The sequence below is a fragment of the Streptomyces plumbidurans genome (assembly GCF_019857225.1).
Lineage (GTDB): Bacteria > Actinomycetota > Actinomycetes > Streptomycetales > Streptomycetaceae > Streptomyces > Streptomyces plumbidurans.
The window spans coordinates 1-18,684 of the sequence record NZ_JAFJSY010000092.1 but is presented as its reverse complement, the minus strand read 5'-3'; the positions used below and the strand labels follow the sequence as shown (position 1 = coordinate 18,684).

The window sequence follows — 18,684 nt, the reverse complement described above, 5'->3', positions numbered from 1 at the left end:
CCTGCGCCGGGCGGGGCGGGACGCACCCCGAACTGACGTCGGCGAAAGGACGGTTATGCGTCGGCGGCCGTCAGCACACCCCGCGCTGCGAGCCGTTCGGCGAGGCGGCGCAGGGCGCGGCCTCGCAGTGGTCCCACGGACCCGCGGGCAATGCCCAGAGTGCGGCTCACCTCGTCGTATCCGGGGGCGGGATCGGCGCTGAGCAGAGTGAGCAACGCCCTGTCTCTGGAGGGGAGTTGGGACAGGGCGGCGAGCACCTCGGATCGACGTTCGCCGAAGAGCACCGTGCTCTCGGGGCCGTTGCCGGTGGCGGGGCGGTCGAAGAACGAGCCGTCGCCGACCGGGATGCAGCGGCCGGTGCGCCGGTACTGTCTGATGCTCTCCCGTCGGGCGCACGTCGTGATCCAGGCGGGAATGCGGTGCGGGGAGTGCAGCCGGGCCAGGCTCCGGTACACGCACAGCCACGTCAGCTGGTACACCTCCTCGCAGTCGGCGGGGCTGAGGCGGTGTGAGCGGGCCACCGTCCACACCAGCGACGAATGCCGCTCGACAAGTGCGGCCCACGCCCGCTGACTTCCCGACAGACAGTCTGCGACGAGCTCGGCGTCGGACAGGGTGGGGGCGTCGGTTGTAGGCAGCACCAGAGCGTTCCTTCCAGCAGTCGGGCGGCGGGGTCGCCTGCGCAGCGAGTGGGGCGGGTGCCGGGACGCAACTGCGCGGCCCGGCACCCGTGAAGAGGTTGGTGTCAGCCGAGGTGGCCGGCCTCCAGGACCGCGCAGCCGACGTTGCCGTCCCGGGCCACCGCGGTGACCAGGGCGAGTTCGCCCGCCAGGGCGGCGGTGTGCCGCCATGCCCCGATCAGCCCGGCGATCTGCAGAATCCCAGTGGCGCTGAAGCACTCGCCGACCGGCTCCTTCACCGCGACGCGACGGCCCGGTACGCGGTCGCCGAGTGCCGCTCGTACCCCGCGCTCCTCGATCCGCTGCAGGCCGGTCAGCCCGGTGGCCCCGTAGGACACGGCGCCAACCTGTTCCGGCCGCCGGTCGCAGCGCTCCAGGGCGGTGCTGACGACCGAGGCCAGTGCGTCGGCCAGGCGGCCCGGTGTGCCGTATCCGGTCTCGCAGGCGAGCACCCGGGCGAGCACCGGATGGCCGGCGGCCGAGGCATCTGCGTCCTGTTCGACCATCAGCATGGCGGCGCCCTCGCCGACCGGCACGTCGGTACCGAGCGACCCGGACAGATGCCAGCCCCATGCGCTCTGCGCGCAGAACTCCTCGACGCCGCCGACCAGAATGCGGTCCGCGTGTCCCTGGCGCAGGGCATTGCGGGCGTATCGGAGGGCCTGCACGCCGGAGAGATGACCACCCGCGATGGTGGCGTTGACTCCGTGGAGCTTGTGGCGGATGGCGATCTGACCTGCCGCGCAGTTCATCACGGTGTTGGGGAAGAGACTTGGGTTGACGAGATAGGGCCGCTCCTGGCGCAACGTCTCCAGTGAGAACTCGCTGGAGCTGCGAATGCTGCCGGTACTGGTGCCCAGCACCACACCCGAACGCTCACCGGTCTGTCCGGGATGGGCATCGAGGGTCAACCGGCAGGCCACCAGAGCCAGTTTGGTCGTGCGGTCCAGGTGCCGGGTGCCCTTGCGGCCGAGCAGCTCGGCCACGGGCAGGTCGGGCACGATGCGCACCGGGCGGGGCGGCAGGCTCTCCTCGCCGATGCCGGACGGGTCGGTGTACCCCGCGGCGCCCTCGACCACGGCTCGGCCGAGGGCCTCCAGGCCGATGCCCGCGGCGCTGACCGCGCCGACCGCGGTGATGGCGAGCGGGGTGACGGCGAGCGGGTTGGTGGTCCGCCGCGGCGCGGTGGCGACAGAGGCCGGGGCGACTGCTGCCGAGGTCATGTGACCCTCCCGAGGATGGTGATGGCGTTGTTGCCGCCGAAGGCGAAGCCGTGGTTCTCCACGATGCTCGGCTGCGCAAGGCGCGCCTGGCCGGGTACCGGGTCGACACCCGGGCCGAGGTCGGGGTCCGTGCGTCGCACACCCGCCGTGGGCGGCAGGAAGCCGTCGTGCAGCGCCCGGCAGCAGATCAGCGCGCCGAAACCGCTGGCCGCGCCCATGGTGTGGCCGATCATGGACTTGATGGAGCTGATCGGTGGGATGCGCTCGCCGAACACCTCACGGACGGCGGCGACTTCGGTGGCGTCGTTGGTACGGGTGCCGGTGCCGTGGGCGCAGATGTAGTCGATCTGTTCCGGCTCGACCCCGGCGCTGCGGTGTGCCGCGCGGATGCAGGCGGCGATGCTTGTCGGATCTGGGTGCACCATGTGCTCGGCGTCGCAGTTGACGCTGTAGCCCAGCACCTCGGCGTAGATGCGGGCGCCGCGTGCGACGGCCCGTTCATACGGTTCGAGGAGCAGAGCGACCCCGCCCTCGGCGGTGAGGATGCCGCTGCGGTCGGTGTCGAAGGGGCGGCAGATCTCCTCCGCGAGAGCGCCGAGCCGGTAGAAACCGGCGTGGGCCCAGCGGTTGAGGGAGTCGGCGCCGCCCGCGAGCATGTAGTCGGCGTCGCCGCAGGCCACCATGTCAAAGGCGTAGCCCAACGCGTAATTGCTCGCCGAGCACGCCGTGGCCAGGGTCAACGCCTCGCCCGGCAGTCCCAGTTCGCTGTTGACGGCGGCGGCGATCCGGCCTGCCGGCGCCGAGCCGACAAGGTCCGGCGGCAGGGCCTTGAGGCCGTCGGCCGCCCAGGCGCCGACGAGTTCCTCGATCACCGCGGACTCGCCGCTGGTGGTGCCCATGACCGAGCCGGCCCGGGTGCGGGCCAGGTCGTCGGCGGCAAGTCCTGCGTCCTCGACGGCGAGCCGGGCGGCCGAGGCCGCGAACTGGCTGCTGCGGCCCCACTGCCCTGGGTCGATGCCGCGCAGCCACCGGCGGGGCTCGAAGTCGTGCACCTCACCGGCGTGGACGTGCGGGAACCCGGTGGTGTCGAAGGACCGTACGGGAGAGGTGGTACGTCGTCCGGCCCGGATGGATGCGGTGAACTCGTCCGCGCCCATGCCCGCGCTGCTCACCGCGCCGAGTCCGGTGACGACCACCCGGCGGGGGCCGCGCTCAGACATCGGCCGCCTCCTTCAGGCAGCGGGACACGACGGAGCGCACCCCGTCGAGGTTGGTCATCTGTGTCAGGTCGTCCTGCGGGATGGCGACGCCGAGGTCCTTCTCGATCCGGGCGAGGATCTCGATGGCGAGCAGTGAGTCGGCGTCGTGGTCATCGACGAAGCTGCTGGTGTCGGTGAGCTCCTCGGGCTCCAGTTCCAGGACGTCAATGACGATCGCGCGAAGGATTTCGTCCTGCTCGGTGGTGAGGGCGGAAGCGGTGCGGGGCATGACGACTGCCTTTCGTGACAAGGGCGTTGGATGGAGGCGGAGACAGAAGATCGCGGGAGGTCGGCCCGCGCGTGGCGGCTGACGTCGTTGGCAGCGTGTGTGCCGGGCGGTCCACGAGGTGCGCGCCCGGCGGGCGACGGCCGTCAGTGCATCCGGCCGACGTCGGCGACCGCCGGCCGCGAGGGCACGCCGCGGTGGCGGAGGTTGACGACCGACGCCTTGGCCAGGGCCACCGGGCTGAGGAAGCGCAGCGGGCCGATGAGGCGGGAGGCGAACATGTGCATGTGCCGGGCCATCGCCTCGTCGCGCGCTGCGGCCGAGAACATCAGCCGCTCAAAGGGGTTGAACGGGCGGCTCTTGGCGTAGTCGGCCGCCAGGTGCTGGTGCCCGCCCAGGGCCTTGCGGTGCCGCCGCCGGTAGGCGGTGAGTGCGGCGGAGAGGTCTCCCCGTCCGGTCACCGCGTCGCCCGTCGACTCGGCGAGCCACTGCGCCGACTCCAGCGCCCAGCCGCAGCCGACGCCCCACAGCGGGTCGCCGCACAGGGCCGCGTCCCCGATGAGGGCGACGCCGGGCGCGGTCGGACGCCTGCTGTGCAGCGGGTAGTTGACCGTTCCGGTGACCTTGGTGATCCGCTGTGCAAGGTCGATCGGTGGGGCCTCGGGCAGATCGCGGACGAACTGCAAAAAGGCGCCCTCCAAGTCCTCCCGGAACGCCGGCAGGCGCTTCTTGTCCGGGATCACGGCAACCACGGTGACGCCGTCGTCGTTCGGCATGGCGTAGGCCATGTCCGGCTCCAGGAACCAGGAGTGGGTGATGCCGTCCGTGAGCGGCAGGTTACGGAAGTGCGCGAAGTAGCTGAAGCGGCCGTTGGTGAAGCTGCGGCCGGGCACGTCGGCAAAGCGGGCTACGGCGGAGTCCTTGCCATCGGCGCCGACGACGAGCCGGGCGCGGATCTCGCTCTCGCCCGCCTCGCGGTTGGTGAGGCGTACGCCCACGGTGCGGCCGTGCTCCTTGACCAGCCCGGTCACGGTGTGGCCGAGCAGCAGATCGACACCGGGTGTCTCGGCCGCGCGGCGGCGCATCAGCGGATCCAGGGTGCTGCGCCGCACATTGTAGGCGTACGGAAGTGCAGGGCCGCCGGGAGCTGCCCTGGGCTCGATCCAGCCCCAACGGGTGTACCAGCGTGCCTCGTTGCGCACGGCGCCCGCGTTCTCCAGGTCCTCGATCAGGCCCAGCTCGTCGAGCACCGGGTAGGCGCACGGCTGGAGGTAGTGGGTGCACAGGACCTTGTGCGCGGCCGGGTCGGAGCGGCGCTCCAGCAGGGCGACCCGGGCTCCGCGCCGGGCCAGCAGCATGGCGGCAGTGCTGCCTGCGATGCTGGCTCCGCTGATGACGACGTCGTAGGAACGTTTTTGCTGGGTCATGCGCTGACTGCCTCCGTATCGGGCTCGAACAGACCGAGCCGGCCGAGGAATTCGACGATGTGCGCCGCCACCGCGTCCGGCGCCTGGACCTGGCAGAAGTGGCCGAAGGACGGGTCCTGCCGGGCCTCGGCGACGGGGATGCGCCGCAGGAGTTCGGCGACCGCGTCCGGTGGCGCCGACGGGTCGTGGGGACCGCTGACCAGGCGTACGGGCGAAGTGATCCGGTGCAGCGGGAGCTCGGCGGCGCGTGCGAGTGTGGCGTAGAACTGCAGGAATCCGTGCGGTTCCACGCGCTCCCTGACCTTGCCGGTCATGGCCTCGAAGATGTCTGCGGGCACGGTGGCGGCGCGCGGTCCCATCCGGCTGCGCAGTCCTTCGTCGAGCACCGTGCGGAAGCGACGTACGGCCTCGGCGAAGAACTCCGGGTCCAGGGGCCGGTCATGCGGCCGGTAGACGGGAGCCACCAGAACGGCCGGTGTCGGGGCGCCTGTTGTGCGGCGCGCGAGCAGGTCGAGCAGGGCGGTGGCGCCGAAGGAGTGGGCGACGATCAGGTCCGGGGAGTCCGGCAACAGGGCGAGGGCACGCTTCAGCCACAGCGCCGATCCGCCCTCGTCGGCCCAGCGGTGCGAGGAGCCGGAACACCAGGGCAACTGGAGTGCGTACAGATGCAGTTGCCGGGGCAGGCAGCGGGCCAGGGGCGTCCAGCTGCCGGGGTTCTCGTCGAAGCCATGGACCAGCACGAGACGCGCCGCGCCGGGAGAAGCGGCCGACCGCTCCAGCACGCGCAGCAGCTCGCCGCCCACCGTGTGCTCGGTGAGCAACTGCCAAGCCTCACCGTCCGGTGGGGCGTTGTCTGCCAGCAAGATTCATCACTCCTAGAGCGAGGGCCCGGACAGGGCGTCCCGGCGGGATGGGGCGCGTCCGGGTCGAGAAAGGCGTCGGCCGCATCGGCGGGATCGGCCACGTCGGCCGCGTCGAACAGTGTCGAAACTACGAAAACCGGTCGCCTCGGCGGGAGCTGCGTAGCGTGACAGTGGAGCGGCGCTTAAGGACGGCTTTGGAACCTCTTGCGGACGACAAGAGTCCGATTTGGAACTACGCCTGATGGCTCGCGGGTGCCGCACGTCACACCGACCCGCGGGCAGGAGTCAAGGCTCGGGAAAGCCTGGTCAGGCGTAATGCGAGAGAGGTGGCCGCCCGGGCCCGACCGGGCCTCCACCAGCAGCCGTTGACATCCGCCGAACCGGATTTCTAAGCTCTACTAAGTGGTAAGTAACCACTAAATCGACGGGGGAATAGTGGACATATCCATACTCGGACCCTTCGATGTCCGGATATCGGGCAGCCCGATCACGCCCACCGCGGCGAAACCCGCCAAGTTACTCGCTCTGCTGGCCATCGAAAGGGGACGCACGGTCGGCCTGGACGACTGCATCCGCGAACTGTGGTCACGCCGGGCACCACGCACGGCCAACGCCGCCATCCACACCTACATCAGCAAGCTCCGCGAGGCAGTTGCCGTCGCCGCGCCCGATATGGATCCCAAGTCGGTCGTCGCCACCAGGCCCGGTGGCTATGTACTGACGCCGCGCAACTGGAGCAGCGATCAGGAGGAGTTCGAGCGACTGGTCGAACGCGGGCATCGCGCTGCGTCGTCCGGTGCCGACGCGGCCGCCTCGGCACAGTTCCGCCGCGCACTAGCCCTTTGGAAGGGCACCGCACTGTCCAACATCGAAGCCGGACCGCTGCTTCAGCGCCGCCGGGCCGAAATGGAGGAGTGCCGCAAGTCCGCCTACGAACGCTGCGTGGCCGCGGAACTCCGTCTCGGTCGGCACTACGAACTCCTCGGCGAACTCGTCGCCCAGGCCTCCGCCGACCGCACCGACGAACAACTCCACGCCCACCTGATGCTCGCCCTGTACCGCGTCGGCCGCCGCGTCCAAGCACTGCAGGTCTACCGCAACCTGCGCCACCAGCTGGTCAATGAACTCGGCCTCGAACCGTCTCCGTCGGTTCAGGCTTTGCAGCGCGCGATCCTGACCGCGGACCGGTCGCTGCATCAGGCGGGCGACGCGGGGCAGGTACGGAGGTCGGCATAGGGGGTCGGTGGCGCGAGAGGTACGCCCCCGCATCCGACGACGGACCCACGGTCTCTGCCCCCGTAAGCGCGGCGCACCGTGCCGACCGCAGAACCTTGCCGGCCGGCCCGGGCGCCCGTCCGGCCCGGTGCGCCGCCACAGCCGTTTCCGACGGGCGCCAGGGGAGCCCCAGCGATGAGCGAGCGGACACGCGGACCACCGACGCAGACGACCGCCTGCGGCGGAGAATCATCGACGCGCCGCCCAGCGACTGCACGAAACCTTGCGGCCCCACTCGCCCCATATCTAAAATATTGTCGCTGAATCTCGCGTTCAACGAAGTTTCTTCGGTCTTCGGTAGACGGCTATCGAGAGTAGGTGCCTCCATGACGGTTGCAGCGACGTCGACGATCCGCCCCGACGAGGTGCACGAAAGGCTCGGGCGGCATGTGCTGACCGACGGTTTCAAGCTCGTGCTCGACCCGCTCGACAGCCAGGGATCATGGATCGTCGACGCGCGCACCGGTGAGAAGTTCCTCGACCTCTACTCGTTCTTCGCCTCCGCCCCCCTGGGACTCAACGCGCCGGGCATCGTGGACGACCCGGAGTTCATGACCCTTCTGGCGCGGATCGCGGCGAACAAGCCCGCCAACCCCGACGTCTACACCACGCACTACGCCGAGTTCGTCGAGACGTTCGCCCGGGTGCTGGGCGACCCGGACCTGCCGCGGATGTTCTTCGTCGAGGGCGGAGCGCTCGCCGTGGAGAACGCGCTCAAGGTGGCGTTCGACTGGAAGAGCCGCCGCAACGAGGCCGCGGGCCGCTCCCCCGAGCTCGGCACCAAGGTCCTCCACCTGCGCAAGGCCTTCCACGGCCGCAGCGGCTACACCCTCTCCCTGACCAACACCGAACCCAACAAGACGGCCCGCTTCCCCCGGTTCGACTGGCCGCGCATCGACGTACCCGCCGTCCGCTTCCCCCTCGAAGCCCACCTCGCCGAGATCGAGGAGGCCGAGCGCCAGTCCCTCGCGCAGGCGCGCCGCGCCTTCGAGGACAACCCGCACGACATCGCCTGCTTCATCGCCGAGCCGATCCAGGGCGAGGGCGGCGACAACCACATGCGCCCGGAGTTCCTGCAGGCGATGCAGGCGCTCTGCCACGAGTACGACGCCCTGTTCGTGCTCGACGAGGTGCAGACCGGCGTGGGCATGACGGGCACCACCTGGGCCTACCAGCAACTCGGCCTCGAGCCGGATATCGTCGCCTTCGCCAAGAAGGTCCAGCTCGGCGGCATCATGGCCGGGCGCCGGGTCGACCTGGTGCCCGACAACGTCCTGCAGGTCTCCGGCCGGATCAACTCCACCTGGGGCGGCGGACTGGTCGACATGGTCCGCTCCCGCCGCATCATGGAGATCATCGAGAAGGACGATCTGGTGGCCAACGCCGCCGACGTGGGAGCGTGGTTCCTGAACGAGCTGCATGCTCTCGAAGCCCGGCACACACCGGTGGCGGCCAACGCACGAGGCCGCGGGCTGATGTGCGCCATCGATCTGTCCGACGGCGGCGTGCGCGACGACGTGGTACGCCGGCTGCGAACCGAGGAGCAGGTGATCGCCTTGCCGTGCGGCGAGCGAACGGTGCGCTTCCGCCCCGCCCTGTCCATCACCCGCGACGAGCTCACGTTCGCCCTGCGGGCCCTCGACCGAGTCCTGGCCGGCCTGAGCTGATCGTGTCCTGGCCGGCCTGAGCTGACTCGTACGACCCACTCCACGTGCACCCCACCGAAAGGCAGGGCAAAGACATGGCCCGTTCCGTCGCCTCGATCGTTGCCGGTCATCCGGTCGCCGGCGCTCCCGGCGGGACTCTTCGGCGCCCCAATCCCGGTCGTACCGCCGACGTGGTCACCGAGGTCTCGCTCGGCGACGCCTCGACCTTCGTCGGGGCGGCCAGGGCCGCGAAGGAGGCCCAACGCGCCTGGGCCGACGTCCCGGCGCCGGTGCGTGGCTCGGCGATCGGCAAGATCGGACGACTCGTCGAGGCGAACAAGGAGCGGCTCGCCCGCATCGTGACCGAGGAGATCGGCAAGCCGCTCGCCGAGGCGCTGGGCGAGGTCCAGGAGATCATCGACACCTGCGACTTCTTCCTCGGCGAGGGGCGCAGGCTCTACGGCCAGACGGTGCCGTCGGAGATGCCCGACAAGCAGCTCTTCACCTTCCGCAACCCCATGGGCGCCGTCGCGGTGATCACCGCCGGCAACTTCCCGGTGGCGGTGCCGTCCTGGTACCTGGTCCCGGCGCTCGTCACCGGCAACACCGTGGTGTGGAAACCCGCCGAGTACGCGGCCGCGAGCGCCAAGGCCCTCTACGACCTGTTCGTGCACGGAGGCGGCCTGCCCGACGGCGTACTCAACCTCGTCCTCGCCGACGGGGAGCAGACGTACGCCGGTCTGGAGTCGTCCCTCGACGCCGGACTGATCGACAAGGTCGGCTTCACGGGCTCCACGGTCGTCGGCCGAAAGATCGGCGCCCTGTGCGGCAGCCATCTCCAGACCCCCTGCCTGGAGTTGGGAGGCAAGAACCCCCAGGTGGTCACGCCGAGCGCGCAGCTCGACCTGGCGGTCGAGGGGGCGTTGTTCTCCGGGTTCGGCACCGCGGGGCAACGTTGCACCTCGCTCGGCACGCTCATCGTGCACGAGTCGGTCCACGAGGACTTCCTCGCCCGCTTCGACGCCGCGAGCCGCGCTGCCCGCGTCGGCGACGCGTTCGAGGACGTCCTCTACGGCCCGATGCTCGACGAGCGCTTCGCGCAGCGCTACGAGTCCTTCCTCGGCTGGATCAAGGACCACCACCGCACGTACGGCTCCGACGGCATCGGGCGTATCACAACCGCCAACCCCCGCAAGGGATTTGTGGGGGACCCGGAGGCGGGCCTGTTCTACCACCCGGTGATCGTCGACGGGGTGCGCCGCGACGACGACCTCTTCCTCAACGAGACCTTCGGCCCCATCGTCTCGGTGGCCACCTACCGCACCTTCGACGAGGCGCTGGAGCTGGCCAACGCCCATGGCTACGGCCTGTCCGCCGCGATCTACACCACCGATCCGCACGAGGTCTGGTCGTACCGCCGCGGCATCTCCGCGGGCATGGTCAGCGTCAACAACACCACCTCCGGAGCCGAGGCCCACCTCCCCTTCGGCGGCAACGGCAAGTCGGGCAACGGCAGTCGGCAGTCGGGGCAGTGGGTGCTGGACCAGTTCACCCGCTGGCAGTCGATGAACTGGGACTACTCCGGTCGTCTGCAGAAAGCGCAGATGGACGTGGCCACGTTGGAGCCCGACCTCTCCTTCCGCCTGTGAGCGCCGCGGACGACCTGGACCGGCACTTCCGCGATGGGGTTGCCGGTCTGCGGCCCGCGGATCAGCCCCTTCAGCTGCCGGACGGCGGCCTGGACTCCCGCACCGCACTGGACCTGTTCGACGCCCAACTGGAGAGCAGGCACACGGACTTCGCCGCCCGCTGGATGCAACAGCAGGGCCGCGGCTACTACACGATCGGTTCGAGCGGCCACGAGGGCAACGCCGCGCTGGCCCTCGCCCTGCGCCCCACCGACCCGGCCCTGCTGCACTACCGCTCGGGCGCCTTCTACTGCGCCCGAGCCCGGCAGGCGGGTGGTGGCGTGGATGCGCGTAGTGGCATGGCTGCGGGTGGTGGCGTGGATGCGGTCCGGGACATGCTGATGGGTGTGGCCGCGGCAGCCGACGAGCCGATCGCCGGCGGCCGGCACAAGGTGTTCGGACGCCACGAACTGGCCGTCGTCCCCCAGACGTCGACCATCGCCTCGCACCTCCCGCGGGCGGTCGGAGTGGCCTGGAGCATCGCCCGCGCGAAACGCCTCGGGACGGACTGCGCCTGGCCCGCCGACGCCGTGGTCTGCTGCACCTTCGGTGACGCCTCCGTCAACCATTCCACGGCGGCGGGCGCCATCAACAGCGCCTGCAACGCGGCCTATCAGGGCCTCCCGATGCCCGTCCTCTTCGTCTGCGAGGACAACGGCCTGGGCATCAGCGTCCCGACACCGCACGACTGGGTACGTCAGGCGTACGGCGACCGGCCGTCCCTGAAGTACTTCGCCGCGGACGGCTGTGATCCGGCGGCCGCCTTCGAGACGGCGTACGAGGCGGTGACGTACGTACGCAAGAACCGCCAACCGGCCTTCCTCCACCTGTCGATGGTCCGCTTCCTCGGCCACGCGGGCTCGGACGCGGAGGCCGCCTACCGTACGCCGGCCGAGGTGGCGGCGGACCTGGAACGCGACCCTCTGCTGGCCACGGCCCGCCTCCTGACAGCCGCAGGCGTCCTCACCCCGCAGCAAGTCCTCGACAGGTACGAGGAGTTGAGCGGACGGGTGCTGGCGGTCGCCAAGGAGATGCTCGACAGCGAGCCCCTGACCACCGCCCCGCAGATCACCGCCCCGATCGCTCCCCGCCGCCCGGACCTCGTGGCAACGACGGCCCGCCGCCGTACGACCGAACCCCCCACCGCCCCCGTGGGCGAGCCCGTCACCGTCGCCCAGGCGATCAACCACACCCTCGCCGACCTGCTCGGCCTCCACCCGGAGATGGTCGTCTTCGGCGAGGACGTGGGCCGCAAGGGCGGTGTCTACGGCGTGACGCGGGGCCTGCAGCGCCGCTTCGGCAGCGCTCGCGTCTTCGACACCCTTCTGGACGAACAGTCCATCCTGGGGCTGGCGTTGGGGGCGGGACTGTCCGGTCTGCTCCCGGTCCCGGAGATCCAGTATCTCGCGTACCTGCACAACGCCGCGGACCAACTGCGCGGCGAGGCAGCCACGTTGCAGTTCTTCTCCCAGGGCCAGTACCGCAACCCGATGGTGGTCCGCATCGCAGGCTACGGCTACCAACGCGGCTTCGGCGGCCACTTCCACAACGACAACGCCGTCGGCGCCCTGCGCGACATCCCCGGCCTGGTCCTCGCCTCCCCGTCCCGCCCCGACGACGCGGCAGCGATGCTCCGCACGTGCGTGGCGGCGGCGAAGACGGACGGTACGGTGTGCGCGTTCCTGGAACCGATCGCGCTGTACCACACGCGAGACCTCCACGAGGACGGCGACAACGCCTGGTTGGCGCCCTACCCGACCCCCGCGAGCCACGTCCCCATCGGCCGAGCCCGCACCTACGGCACCGGCAACGACCTCACCCTCGTCACCTTCGGCAACGGCGTCCCCCTGTCCCTCCGAACCGCCCGCCGCCTGGAGCAACGGGGTATCGGATGCAGGGTGGTTGACCTCCGCTGGCTGGCGCCCTTGCCGGTCGACGACCTGCTGCGTGAGGCACGCGCGACGGGACGGGTGCTGGTGGTCGACGAGACCCGCCGTACGGGAGGCGTGTCGGAGGGGGTCGTCACCGCCCTGGTCGACGCCGGGTTCCGCGGTGCGGTGCGACGGGTCACGAGCGCCGACAGCTTCGTACCCCTGGGGAAGGCGGCCGAGTTGGTGCTGGTGTCGGAGGGGGATGTGGAGCGCGCGGCAGGTGATCTGGTCTCGGCGGGGCCGGAGGGGCCGGAGGGGCATGGCCGGTACGGGACGCCGTAGTCGTTCCCCGCCACGCGTCCTGGGCACTGGCGTGGGCGGGGAAGCGGGTAAGGACGCCGCCGCCCAGCAGGACCAGGTCGATCGCCGTGCTGCTGTGGACGATCCGGACCCAGCCCTGCCTGGCCCGACAGTCGTCCCACGCCGCGCACAGCGGCCGCAGGAGGCTTGCGTCCGTGAGGGTCACTTCACTGAGGTCGACGATGAGGAAGACACGCCCGTATCCGGTGCGGGCCTCCTCCAGAGCGTGCGCCAGGGCTGCCGCGGTGGTCGGGTCCAACTCACCGCGGGCGCGCACCATCCGGCACTCGTCGAACAGGTCGGGCGGGACGCGGCAGGGATCGGGCGGGTCGGAGGGACGGTGGCGCATGGCGCCCAACTCCTCTGGCCGGTCTGCACTTTCCGGTGCGCGGCACACGGCACACAGCGCGCGGCACACGGCCGAACACCTCGCGCCCGGCCGCCCGACCGATCGCGAGGCGTCACGCGTCCTGCGTCACGCGGGCAGACAGCACCCGAGGACGTCACGCAGCTGGACGCGGTCCGTGTAGGCGGAACTGTCGCGGTGCAGGGCGAGTTGGGCCCGGGTGACCGAGCCGGTGCGCTCGTCGTCCCCGTCGCACAGGAGCAGGTACTCCACGTCGGCGCCGACCATGATGGACAGGGCGACCTCGACGGTCATGTCGTCACCGACCCGTAGCTCGGTGGTGTCCAGGTCCCGGTCCCAGGCCCTGATGGTGAGGTCGGAAGCGGTCGGGTTGCGATGCATCTGAACCGGTGTCACAGCTGCCTCCTGCGGTACGGGCGAGCGAACGTTCTGGTCGCGATGGTGCTGCGCAGGCCGCCCGTCGCCGACTGTTGGCCCTAGGCCGACTGGCCGGCCGGCGACGGACAGCGGCATGTCAGGCCGCGCGGCGCTTCCCGGCGGACCCGCCGCGGGCGGCGCGTCCTCGACGGCCTCGGGCGGAGGACGACGTACCACCAGCCGTGGCCCGGCGGGACCTCTCCGCGTCCGTTGTCGCGGTCGGCACGGCGATGACGACCGGCACACCGGACGGTGTCTTGGCGCCGGTGATGCGGTTCAGCTCCGCCTCGCCCGAACGCACCGCGGTGATCGTCGGGTTGATGCCGGCCGAGACCATCAGCCGGGCCATCTCGCGACGTTGACCGGGGGTGACCAGGGTGACGACGCTGCCGGACGCACCGGCGCGTGCCGTACGACCGCCACGGTGCAGGTAGTCCTTGTGGTCGCCGGGCGGGTCCACGTTGACGACCAGGTCGAGGTCGTCGACGTGGATGCCGCGCGCGGCGACGTTGGTCGCCACCAGCACGGTCACGTGCCCGCTCTTGAACTGGGTGAGGGTCCGGGTGCGCTGCGGCTGGGACCGGCCGCCGTGCAGGGCGGCGGCGCGGACGCCGCTGCCGAGGAGGTGCTTGGTCAGCCGGTCCACCGCGTGCTTGGTGTCCAAGAACATGATCACTCGGCCGTCGCGGGCCGCGATCTCGGTGGTCGTGCGGTGCTTGTCCGCCTCGTGCACATGGAGGACGTGGTGCTCCATGGTGGTGACGGCACCCGCCGACGGGTCGACGGAGTGGACCACCGGGTCGCTCAGATAGCGGCGCACGAGCAGGTCGATGTTGCGGTCGAGGGTGGCCGAGAACAGCATCCGCTGGCCGCCGGGGCGCACCTGGTCGAGCAGCGCGGTGACCTGGGGCATGAAGCCCATGTCGGTCATCTGGTCCGCCTCGTCCAGGACGGTGACGGCGACATCGCCCAGCCGGCAGTCGCCCCGGTCGATGAGGTCCTTGAGCCGCCCCGGCGTGGCGACGACGACTTCCGCTCCGTTCCGCAGCGCGTTCGCCTGCCGGCCGATCGACATGCCGCCGACCACGGTGGCCAGGCGCAGCCGCGCTGCACGGGCGTACGGGGTGAGGGCGTCGGTGACCTGCTGGGCGAGCTCACGGGTCGGCACCAGAACGAGGGCCAGCGGCTGCCGGGGCTCGGCTCGGCGACCGGCCGTACGGGCCAGCACCGGCAGGCCGAAGGCGAGGGTCTTGCCGGAACCTGTGCGGCCACGGCCGAGGATGTCCCGGCCGGCCAGCGAGTTCGGCAGGGTGGCCGCCTGGATCGGGAAGGGTACGGTCACACCTTCGTGGACGAGTGCGGCCAACAGCGGTGCGGGGAGGGCGAGTTCGGCGAACGACTCGACCGCGGGCAGAGCGGGCTCGATCGTCTTCAGCGGCGCGAACTCGGCGCTGGGTGCGCTCGCCCGTCGGCTGCCCTGCCCGCTGGGCTCGGGGCGGCGCCGGGTGCCTGCGCGGCCCGCAGCGGGGCTCTCGAAGCGGTCGTAGGCGCGGGTGGTGGTGCGTGACGTATGTGCGGTACCTGCGGTGCGTGAGGTACGCGCGGCGCGTGAATTGCGTGCTCGGTTGATGCGGAACCTTCCTCGATGTTGGCGCGTATCAAGGAATTCCCGCAGCACGATGAACGGCGCAGAGAATCACGAGAACGAGCCGAAGACAGCGGGGGCGAATCCCCCTGGAAATGCAGCGAGCTGGGGCCCGCACCCCAAGGTGCGGGCCCCAGCTGCGAAGTATGCGTCAGAGCAGGCGTCAGGCCGGAACGATGTTCTCGGCCGTCGGGCCCTTCTGGCCCTGAGCGATGTCGAACGACACCTTCTGGCCTTCCTGCAGCTCGCGGAAGCCCTGGGCGGCGATGTTCGAGTAGTGGGCGAAGACGTCGGCGCCGCCGCCGTCCTGCTCGATGAAGCCGAAGCCCTTTTCGGCGTTGAACCACTTCACAGTGCCTGTGGCCATGTCATTTCTCCTTCGGAAACGGTGCTCGAAGCGCGCCTTGTGCGGCTCCGTGTCGCCGTGATGATCAACCCGTCGGAAAATGAACCCTTTTGGCAACCACAACTGCAACCTGCTTCGACACTAGCACGAAATAGTCGGGCCTGGGCCGCAAAAAAATCGGGTCCCGTAGGCTCAGGTGGGAATATTCCCCGTCCCGCCTGTCATTTTTTCCTGCCGACAACGGTGGCGGACGGTGCCGTCCTGAGTGCGCCTGTGGACCCGGCTGGTCGTCGTCGTAACACCGTGACCCGGAACGTCCGCCGGTGCCAGGATGGACGACATGACGATGATCGAGGGTGAGGTAGAGGCCGGATTCGAGCCGGTGCGTGAGGCGTTCGAGGCGAACTTCTCCGAGCGCGGGGACATCGGCGCGGCGGTGTGCGTGTACCGGCACGGTCAACCGGTCGTGGACCTGTGGGGCGGCGTCGCCGATACGGAGACCGGTCGCGAGTGGACCCGGGACACCCTGCAACTGGTGTACTCGGCCACGAAGGGCGCGACCGCGACCGCGGCTCATCTCCTCGTCCAGCGCGGCGAGTTGGACCTGGACGCACCGGTGGCGACGTACTGGCCGGAGTTCGCCGCGAACGGCAAGGCGGACATCCCCGTACGCCTGCTGATATCCCACCAGGCGGGCCTGTTCGCGCTGGATCAACCGGTGCCGCTGGACGACGCGTTGGCCTGGCACCCCATAGTGGCCGCGCTGGCAGCGCAGCGCCCCCTCTGGGAGCCGGGAACGGCTCACGGCTACCACGGGCGGACCTGGGGCTGGCTGGTCGGCGAGGTGATCCGCCGAGTGTCCGGCCGCACGCCGGGCCGCTACTTCGCCGACGAGATCGCGGGCCCCCTCGGGCTGGACTTCTTCATCGGACTGCCGGCGTCCGAACGCCACCGGGTCAGCCGCATGGTCTACCAGCAGTCGGAGATCGATCTGACGACCTTGCCCATCGAGTCGATTCCCGCAGAGTTCCGCGAACTGGTCGCCGCCATGAGCGACCCGAACTCCTTCTACACCAAGTCGTTCTCGGTCACCGACCCCGCCGAGATGGACTTCAACTCGCCCGAACTGCAAGCCGCGGAACTCCCGGCCTCCAACGGCATCGGCACGGCCCGCGCACTGGCACGCATGTACGCCGCCCTGATCGGCGAGGTCGACGGCGTACGCCTGTTCACCCCGGAGACCCTGGAGTCGGCGACCAAGGAACAGGCCGGAGGAAAAGACCAAGTCCTGCTCCTCCCGAGCCGTTTCAGCTCCGGCTACATGCTGCCCACCCAGGACCTCCCCATGACCGGCCCCCACGCCTTCGGCCACATGGGCCGAGGCGGCTCCCTCGCCTTCGCCGACCCCGAACACGGCATCTCTTTCGGCTACGCCATGAACCACCTCATCGAAGGGGCGGAGGATCTCCGGGCAGCCTCGCTGGTCGACGCGGTGCGCGGGGCGCTGGCGTAGGTAGGGGCGTAGGGGCGGGGCGAAAACCGGTGGTCAACTGCACCGGGTGAGCCCACGCTGTACGCCATGGAAGAACCGCTCCGCAGGATTCGCGCACTCCACACGGCGTCCAAGATCACCGTCTACCAGGCGTACTCCCCCGAGATCGGACTGCCCGCCGCCCGGGACGGCTGTTTCCCCGCCGCGTGGCGGCGTGGCCGCATGACGTGGATCAAGCCCAGTTTCCTGTGGATGATGTACCGCTCCGGCTGGGGCACGAAGGACGGCCAGGAGACCGTCCTGTCCGTCGAGATCACGCGCGACGGCTTCGACTGGGCTCTGCGCCATGCCTGCCTGTCGAGTTACGTCCGCGGACTGCACCCTGATCGCAACACCTGGCAACGCGACCTCAAGCGCGCCCCGGCCCGCGTCCAGTGGGACCCCGAACGCGACCTGCACCTGCGCCCCTTGCCGCACCGCTCGCTGCAACTGGGGCTCTCGGGCGAGGCGTCATCTCGTTACGCGGACGACTGGATCGTGTCCATCAGCGACGTGACCCCGCTCGCCCACGAGATCCACGCCCTCGTCAGGAACGGCGAACTGGACTCAGCGACCCAACTACTCCCTCAGGAGCAGGCATACGCTGCCGGCGACAAGCTCTTGGCCCACCTGAACCCTTGACCGGCAGGCCGGGTACATCAGGCGCCAATCGCACCTCGGATGCCCACATCCCCGCCTTGCGGACTTCCGGACCCTCGACCTGTGCGGCACCGGCCGTGCACAACAGCCACAGCAACTCAAGGGAGCCGAAGAAGGATTCCCCCCGACTGTCGACCCAGACGCGGAGCCGCGACGGCCCCGCCGGGACGATGTCCCAGAACTCCCAGCCGCGGGACTCCTCGTCCGGGTCGAACCGGTAGATCCAGTTCTGCAATGACCAAGGGCCTCCGCCGCTACGGTCCATGTAGGTAGAGCGGCCCTGTCGAGCGAAAATCGGTGACGACGCCTCGCCGTCCCGGACGGACACCGTCCTGAACCAGTCGGGGAACTCGTCCGTCGGCAGATCTTCGTCATCGAACTCCGCCGTAAAGGCCAGGCGGAGCGCGGCCGACAGGACGCGGCGTACCCGCAGCGCGTACGCCTCGAGAGTCCCCTCGAATACGTCGACGGTGAAAGCAGCCAGAACCGGCGGGGCCGACTCGATCGCGGGAGGCTGCATGACACGGTCCAGTTCGGCAGCGACGCTTTCCTCGCTGTGGATCACCGCAGGCTCCTCACCTTCGCGTCGGACCCCTTGGTCGGCTCACTCATCGTCGACTACTCGAAGTGCAACGTTCGGGCCACGGTGTCAAAAAGCTCCACCATCTGATCCGCGAGCGGATCGACCGGAGTGGCGAAATTCAGCATCAACCACCGCTCACTCGCCGGGATCGGCACGTAGTACGTGAGCGTCGTCGTAGGCATGGTGTTGCCGAGCTGCGCCTGGGGGTCCGCATCCTCCCTGCGTCGGGACCGCACCGCCTTGCCGGCCGCCGGAAGCTGCGCCACACCCACCTCGCCGTACCTGCCGTGGCCATCTCCGGCCAGGTGCTCCGCAAGCTCCTCGGCGTCGGAGGTGCGCGGCCACTCGTCCAGCGCCGGGACGCTGATCAGCAATGAGGAGGCAAGCGGCACCGGGCCCACGGAGAGCGTGGACAGGTACAGCTCGGTTCCGCCGACCTGGTAGGCGTCCTTCGCCTTCCGCTGGATGTCCCGCATGAGCTCCTTCTTGAGGTGCGGCGCATTGTCCACCCCACGGAACGTCAGATCCGCGAGCGCCACGATGGCACGGTCGCGGTCGTCCGGTGGATCGAGCGGGACCTGAAACCAGCCGTCCGGCACGATGACGCGGTAATCCTT

General features: G+C 70.1%; 16 protein-coding genes and 1 pseudogene. 6 read left to right on the top strand and 11 right to left on the bottom strand.

The features are described 5' to 3' along the window. Nucleotides 1-53 precede the first annotated feature (53 nt). From JYK17_RS35435 to JYK17_RS35410, 6 genes are all read right to left on the bottom strand, one after another. Entirely contained in the window at nucleotides 54-641 is a 588-nt protein-coding gene (locus JYK17_RS35435) for an RNA polymerase sigma factor (protein ID WP_234547689.1), read from the bottom strand. A gap of 104 nt (nucleotides 642-745) precedes the next feature. Next, nucleotides 746-1,903 (bottom strand): beta-ketoacyl synthase N-terminal-like domain-containing protein, encoded by a 1,158-nt coding sequence (locus tag JYK17_RS35430; protein WP_108007981.1) that lies wholly within the window; start codon nucleotides 1,901-1,903, stop codon nucleotides 746-748. Next, entirely contained in the window at nucleotides 1,900-3,123 is a 1,224-nt protein-coding gene (locus JYK17_RS35425) for a beta-ketoacyl-[acyl-carrier-protein] synthase family protein (RefSeq protein ID WP_108007980.1), read from the bottom strand. The genes JYK17_RS35430 and JYK17_RS35425 overlap by 4 nt, the downstream gene beginning before the upstream one ends. Further along, nucleotides 3,116-3,391 (bottom strand): acyl carrier protein, encoded by a 276-nt coding sequence (locus JYK17_RS35420; protein ID WP_108007979.1) that lies wholly within the window; start codon nucleotides 3,389-3,391, stop codon nucleotides 3,116-3,118. Before JYK17_RS35420 ends, JYK17_RS35425 begins: the two co-directional genes overlap by 8 nt. 143 nt (nucleotides 3,392-3,534) lie before the next feature. Then, on the bottom strand, nucleotides 3,535-4,815 hold the full coding sequence (locus JYK17_RS35415) for an NAD(P)/FAD-dependent oxidoreductase (protein WP_108007978.1): 1,281 nt from the start codon (nucleotides 4,813-4,815) through the stop codon (nucleotides 3,535-3,537). Beyond that, nucleotides 4,812-5,678, bottom strand: coding sequence for an alpha/beta fold hydrolase (locus JYK17_RS35410; RefSeq protein ID WP_128803232.1), 867 nt, complete (start codon nucleotides 5,676-5,678; stop codon nucleotides 4,812-4,814). The genes JYK17_RS35415 and JYK17_RS35410 overlap by 4 nt, the downstream gene beginning before the upstream one ends. A gap of 435 nt (nucleotides 5,679-6,113) precedes the next feature. On the opposite strand from JYK17_RS35410, the gene JYK17_RS41085 reads away from it, so the two are divergent. The 4 genes from JYK17_RS41085 to JYK17_RS35390 all read left to right on the top strand — a co-directional run bounded on the left by JYK17_RS41085 (nucleotide 6,114) and on the right by JYK17_RS35390 (nucleotide 12,500). Continuing rightward, nucleotides 6,114-6,914, top strand: a complete 801-nt coding sequence (locus tag JYK17_RS41085; RefSeq protein WP_108007976.1) for an AfsR/SARP family transcriptional regulator — start codon at nucleotides 6,114-6,116, stop codon at nucleotides 6,912-6,914. A 365-nt stretch (nucleotides 6,915-7,279) separates the two neighbouring features. Then, a complete protein-coding gene (lat, locus tag JYK17_RS35400; protein WP_222812008.1) occupies nucleotides 7,280-8,620 on the top strand; it encodes an L-lysine 6-transaminase in 1,341 nt (446 codons plus the stop codon). Nucleotides 8,621-8,694: 74 nt separating this feature from the next. Beyond that, complete coding sequence (locus JYK17_RS35395) at nucleotides 8,695-10,248, top strand: aldehyde dehydrogenase family protein (protein WP_128803230.1); 1,554 nt, start codon at nucleotides 8,695-8,697, stop codon at nucleotides 10,246-10,248. Beyond that, nucleotides 10,245-12,500 (top strand): transketolase C-terminal domain-containing protein, encoded by a 2,256-nt coding sequence (locus JYK17_RS35390; RefSeq protein WP_234547690.1) that lies wholly within the window; start codon nucleotides 10,245-10,247, stop codon nucleotides 12,498-12,500. The genes JYK17_RS35395 and JYK17_RS35390 overlap by 4 nt, the downstream gene beginning before the upstream one ends. Nucleotides 12,501-12,591: 91 nt before the next feature. Here the strand turns inward: JYK17_RS35390 and JYK17_RS41340 are convergent. From JYK17_RS41340 to JYK17_RS35375, 4 genes and pseudogenes are all read right to left on the bottom strand, one after another. Beyond that, nucleotides 12,592-12,798: pseudogene (locus JYK17_RS41340) on the bottom strand (STAS domain-containing protein); the annotation flags it as partial. Nucleotides 12,799-12,993: 195 nt separating this feature from the next. Next, entirely contained in the window at nucleotides 12,994-13,266 is a 273-nt protein-coding gene (locus JYK17_RS35385) for a CBS domain-containing protein (RefSeq protein WP_372465366.1), read from the bottom strand. A 133-nt stretch (nucleotides 13,267-13,399) separates the two neighbouring features. Further along, nucleotides 13,400-14,932 (bottom strand): DEAD/DEAH box helicase, encoded by a 1,533-nt coding sequence (locus JYK17_RS35380; protein ID WP_222812014.1) that lies wholly within the window; start codon nucleotides 14,930-14,932, stop codon nucleotides 13,400-13,402. Between the two features lie 178 nt (nucleotides 14,933-15,110). After that, nucleotides 15,111-15,314, bottom strand: coding sequence for a cold-shock protein (locus tag JYK17_RS35375; RefSeq protein ID WP_030224351.1), 204 nt, complete (start codon nucleotides 15,312-15,314; stop codon nucleotides 15,111-15,113). Between the two features lie 319 nt (nucleotides 15,315-15,633). On the opposite strand from JYK17_RS35375, the gene JYK17_RS35370 reads away from it, so the two are divergent. After that, complete coding sequence (locus JYK17_RS35370) at nucleotides 15,634-16,806, top strand: serine hydrolase domain-containing protein (RefSeq protein WP_128803229.1); 1,173 nt, start codon at nucleotides 15,634-15,636, stop codon at nucleotides 16,804-16,806. 66 nt (nucleotides 16,807-16,872) lie between these two features. Then, on the top strand, nucleotides 16,873-17,466 hold the full coding sequence (locus tag JYK17_RS35365) for a DUF4291 domain-containing protein (protein ID WP_128803228.1): 594 nt from the start codon (nucleotides 16,873-16,875) through the stop codon (nucleotides 17,464-17,466). Nucleotides 17,467-18,102: 636 nt separating this feature from the next. Here the strand turns inward: JYK17_RS35365 and JYK17_RS35360 are convergent. After that, nucleotides 18,103-18,684: hypothetical protein (locus JYK17_RS35360; protein ID WP_222812007.1), on the bottom strand; the 582-nt coding region annotated here is incomplete at its 5' end.